Annotated in this window: 2 protein-coding genes, 1 tRNA gene and 1 pseudogene; 3 read left to right on the top strand and 1 reads right to left on the bottom strand. The window is 64.0% G+C overall.

Annotated features, from left to right (window positions below):
- Together ACFP9U_RS16265 and ACFP9U_RS16270 are read left to right on the top strand one after the other, a co-directional pair.
- On the top strand, positions 1-3,072 hold a 3,072-nt coding region (locus tag ACFP9U_RS16265; protein WP_378623006.1), incomplete at its 5' end, for an Ig-like domain-containing protein.
- Positions 3,073-3,328: 256 nt separating this feature from the next.
- Positions 3,329-3,403, top strand: a tRNA-Thr gene (locus tag ACFP9U_RS16270).
- A gap of 44 nt (positions 3,404-3,447) precedes the next feature.
- On the opposite strand, the gene ACFP9U_RS16275 is transcribed toward ACFP9U_RS16270, so the two are convergent.
- Entirely contained in the window at positions 3,448-3,780 is a 333-nt protein-coding gene (locus ACFP9U_RS16275) for a hypothetical protein (protein ID WP_378623008.1), read from the bottom strand.
- A gap of 552 nt (positions 3,781-4,332) precedes the next feature.
- On the opposite strand from ACFP9U_RS16275, the pseudogene ACFP9U_RS16280 reads away from it, so the two are divergent.
- A pseudogene (locus ACFP9U_RS16280) lies at positions 4,333-4,935 on the top strand (hypothetical protein); the annotation flags it as partial.

Consider the following 4,935-nt stretch of genomic DNA (forward strand, 5'->3'; position numbering starts at 1 on the left):
ACCGCGCCGAAGGCGCCGACGATCACGGTCGACGACGGCGACGGCGACGGGAAGCCGGAGGCCAGCGGCAAGGCCGAGACCGGCTCGAAGGTGACGGTGATTTGGCCGGACGGCACGACGTCGACGACGACGGCCGGCCCCGAGGGCAAGTGGTCCGTCGAAAGCGAGACGGTGCAGAAGAACGGCAAGGTGAAGGCCACGGCCACCGACGTCAACGGCAACGAGAGCGAGGCGGCGAAGGAGGACTACACCGACAAGACGGCACCGAAGGCGCCGACGCTCACGGTCACCGATTCCGACGGCGACGGGAAGCCGGAGGCCAGCGGCACGGGCGAGGCCGGCTCGAAGGTGACGGTGATTTGGCCGGACGGCACGACGTCGACGACGACGGCGGCCGGCCCCGAGGGCAAGTGGTCCGTCGAAAGCGAGACGGTGCAGAAGAACGGCAAGGTGAAGGCCACGGCCACCGACGTCAACGGCAACGAGAGCGAGGCGGCGAAGGAGGACTACACCGACAATACGCCGCCGCAAAAGCCGACGCTCACGGTCGACGACGGCGATGGCGACGGCCAGCCGGAAGTCTCGGGTACGGCAGAAGCCAACTCGAATGTGGAGGTCACCTGGCCGGACGGAACGACGAAGACGGTGACGACGGGTGAGGACGGCAACTGGTCCATCGAAGCCCCGACCGAACAGAAGAGCGGTCAGGTGAAGGCCACGGTCACCGACGTCAACGGCAACGAAGGCGGTTCGAAGACGGAAAACTACACCAACCCGGATGAGGTGAGTGTCACGGTCACCGACGGCGACGGCGACGGCCGGCCGGAAGCCTCGGGCGTGACAAGGAGCCATGCCACGGTGACGGTGGCCTGGCCGGACGGGTCGACATCAAAGACGGAGTCCAACCAGCACGGCGAGTGGTCCGTGGAAAGCAAGACCGTCCAGAAGAACGGTAAGGTGACAGCCACGGTCAGCGACGCAGACCGCGATGAAAGCAATTCGCCGAAGGCGGACCACAACGGTGAGGTGAAGGCCGCCGACGGTGACGGGGAGCCGGGGGAGACGAACTACGTCGACAATACGCCGCCGCAAAAGCCGAAGTTCACGGTCACCGACAGCGACGGCGACGGCCGGCCGGAGGCCTCGGGCACGGCAGAGCCCAAATCCGAGGTGACGGTCACCTGGCCGGACGGAACGGTTAAGACGACGACCACCGACGAGGGCAAGTGGTCCGTGGAAAGCGATGCCGTCCAGAAGAGTGGCCGGGTCGCGGCCATGGCCACCGACGTCAACGGCAACGATGGCGACTCGGCGACGGAAAACTACACCGACAAGACCGCGCCGAAGGCGCCGACGATCACGGTCGACGACGGCGACGGCGACGGGAAGCCGGAGGCCAGCGGCAAGGCCGAGACCGGCTCGAAGGTGACGGTGACCTGGCCGGACGGCACGAGGACGACGACGACGGCCGGCCCCGAGGGCAAGTGGTCCGTCGAAAGCGAGACGGTGCAGAAGAACGGCAAGGTGACGGCCACGGCCACCGACGTCAACGGCAACGAGAGCGAGGCGGCGAAGGAGGACTACACCGACAAGACGGCACCGAAGGCGCCGACGCTCACGGTCGACGACGGCGACGGCGACGGCCAGCCGGAAGCCTCGGGTACGGCAGAAGCCAACTCGAATGTGGAGGTCGCCTGGCCGGACGGAACGACGAAGACGGTGACGACGGGTGAGGACGGCAACTGGTCCATCGAAGCCCCGACCGAACAGAAGAGCGGTCAGGTGAAGGCCACGGTCACCGACGTCAACGGCAACGAAGGCGGTTCGAAGACGGTGGAGTTCGACAATGGTAACGGCGGTAAGGATAGAGGCCCCGACCTTGTGCACGCCGAAGACAACGGCCGCACGACGGTCATACGCTCCTACCATTGGAACGGCTCGTCCTATGACGCTCCGATAACGACCAAGGTGAACGGAGACCTCGCCGGCAGTCACATCTACGATGGCGGTCAGGCCGCACGCCTTGTGGATCTGAACAACGATGGCGTGCTCGACTACGTCTCCGCGAAAAACGGCAAGCTGTCGGCCCTGTTCGGCAACGGAGACGGCACGTTCTCCACCAACCCGGTGACCACCAATTTCGGTGCAACGAAGTCGGGAGACGATGCCTATGAAACAACGGAACTGGTCGATATCAACAATGACGGCAATCTGGACTATGTGTATGCCAACGACAATCTTTTCCAGACCAACATAGCCGTGCATTTCGGCAATGGCGACGGGACGTTCTCCGGTCAGAAAACGACCAGAATGAACGGAGACTTTGCCGGCGACCATTTTGACCAGACCACGCGCTTCGCCGATCTGAACAACGACGGCAACCTCGACTACATGCATGCCGCTCGCGGTGAGATCGCCGTCTTCCTCGGCGACGGTAACGGTGGTTTTTCCACCAGCCGCATCACCAGCCCTTCGAAGGGACTGGAGGGGAAGTGGACCGACAAGACGACGCAGATCGCCGACCTCAACGGCGACGGGAATGCGGATTACTTGTTCGCCAGCGACAACGGCTTCCAGACGACCGTTCATGTTCTCCTCGGTCGTGGTGACGGAACCTTCTCCGGACAGGAAAAAACGACAACTCTCAAGGGCGACTGGGCTGGGTACCACGATCTGTTTGGAGGCCAGACCACGAACCTTGTCGACGCTAACGGCGACGGCATCCTTGATTATGTCAGCCTCATGCACGGCAAGATGGCGATCTTCCACGGCTCGGGCGACGGAACGTTTTCCACCGACCCGACGGTGGTCTCCGTGCCGGCGGGCGAGATGGCGAACGCTACGACCAAATCGACCCTTCTGGGGGCCGTCTTCAACGAAAGGAAAGGCGCGAGCGCTCCGTCGGTCGACGACGACACGCCGAGCCTGCAGGAACTGTTGGACGAAGCGTTGGGCGGGGTCCATACCGGAGGCGCGCAGGCAGCCAACGACACCGCGATGCAGGACGCGGGTCCCGGCGAACGTTCCAACCCTCTGTTCGACGAGTTGCAGCAGGTCACCGGCGTGCTGTAGGTCTCGCGAGACCTCGCACGAAGGACAAGAGATCTCCCCCGTTCCGGGGGAGATCTTATTTGGGAGCCGCTTGGTACATTGTATCCGGAAGGTGCCGGCCTGTTCGGCAGGCTGGCCCCGGCGAGCAAAGGTCTTGCCACCCGCAAAGAAGCAAAGCAGCGGCCGGTGCAAAGACGCTCGCCGAAAGCGCATCGCCTTTCGAGGTAGCGCTTGCGCTCGGCGGATCGATATGGCAGAACGCCGCCCGACTCCCGGCGCTGCGGTAGCTCAGTGGTAGAGCACTCCCTTGGTAAGGGAGAGGTCGCGAGTTCAATCCTCGCTCGCAGCACCATCCTTTCTGTTTCTCTTCATCGCTTCGCCCGGTGGCTTTTCCTCTCACGTCGAGGGAGAAAGCGTGATCAGCGCGACGGCCATGATGGCGAGGACGAGGCCGGCGCCCTGCAGGCCGGTTACACGCTCGCCGAAGACGAGAAGGGCCACGGCGTTCACCGCGATCAACTGCACGACGGCCGACAGGCTGAGCGCAATGCCCATGCCCACATCGCGGATCAGCCGCAGCATCACGAGATTGCCGATCGTGTAGAGGCCGAGCGTCAGCGCCAGCCAACCCAAGTTGTTGTCCGAGAGCGCCCAGTTCTTGGCCGCGCTCGCGGCGGCAATGAACGCCGCGGTGGAAGTCAGCAGGAAAAGCAGGTTCGTGAGTGTCATCGGCCCCCCACACTTTTCATCAATCGCCACGCTTGCACCCGACGGCCGCCGCGGCAATCGGCAATTCGCGCCCGCCGCTCTTATTTGCGCATAAGACCGGCCCGGTTCATCTCCATGCCAGTACGATGCTTTTGCGGACACTGCCATGGCCGCCATGCCGGAAATCATCGGCTTCGCGCCTTATCCCGCGGCGGGCAGCCATGGCATATGATCCGTTTCCCGGAATCCCGATCGGGGAGAATACCGGGCGCATGTCGCGTTGGCTGGCCGAGGAAGAGACGATCAGCACACACGAGCTGGGATGTCTGCTTCTCAAGATCGACCGGTCGTGCAGGGATCTGGAGCGCCTGAGAGCGCCGATTCCGATCCGGCTTGTCTATGCACGCCGGCTTGTTTTGCGCGCGTTGAACATTCGTAAGGGACTGTCGAGAAAAGGGCGACGATAGGGTCGGGAGTAGAGCCGCCGCAGGGCTGCCGTGCTTGCGCCGCGTATCCACGTGCGGGCACGGAGGCGAGAAAACGAAACAAGAGCTCCAAGGCATCCTGGCAAGCATGAACGGCCTCACATCAACGACTGACGACGACAAGAATCCGCAACGCGAGAACAATCGCTCCGGGAAGGCGAAAGCACTTTCTTCAGGGGCCGGCGACTATCGCCTCGAGGCGCTGGGCAAGCTGCTGGCCAGCGAGCATTTCCGTGCTTCGGAACGCAACAAGCGCTTTCTCAAATTCGTCGTCGAGGAGACGGTGGCCGGCCGCGCGGCCCGCATCAAGGCCTTTACCGTCGCCGTCGACGTCTTTGGGCGCGATTCCAATTTCGACGCTTCCGTCGATCCGATCGTCCGCATCGCCGCCGGGCATCTGCGCCGTGCCCTCGACGAATATTATGCCACGCATGGGCGGGACGATCCGGTGCGCATAGCCCTGCCGCTGGGCACCTATGTGCCGACCTTCACCATCCGGGAAAGCCTGCCGCGGCGGGCCGTCAGGCGTCTGCAATTGCTGGCGGCCGACAGGCGCCGACGACTGCAGAGCGGTGCCGTCGGCGCGGTCATGGCGCTGTCGGCAGCGGCAGCGGCGCTCGTCTATGTTTCCCTCCCGCCGCAGGCTTCCGCCCCGCAAAAGCCCGTCGTCGTGGTCGACCACGCGCGGGCC

This window comes from Nitratireductor sp. GCM10026969, assembly GCF_042660605.1.
GTDB lineage: Bacteria > Pseudomonadota > Alphaproteobacteria > Rhizobiales > Rhizobiaceae > Chelativorans.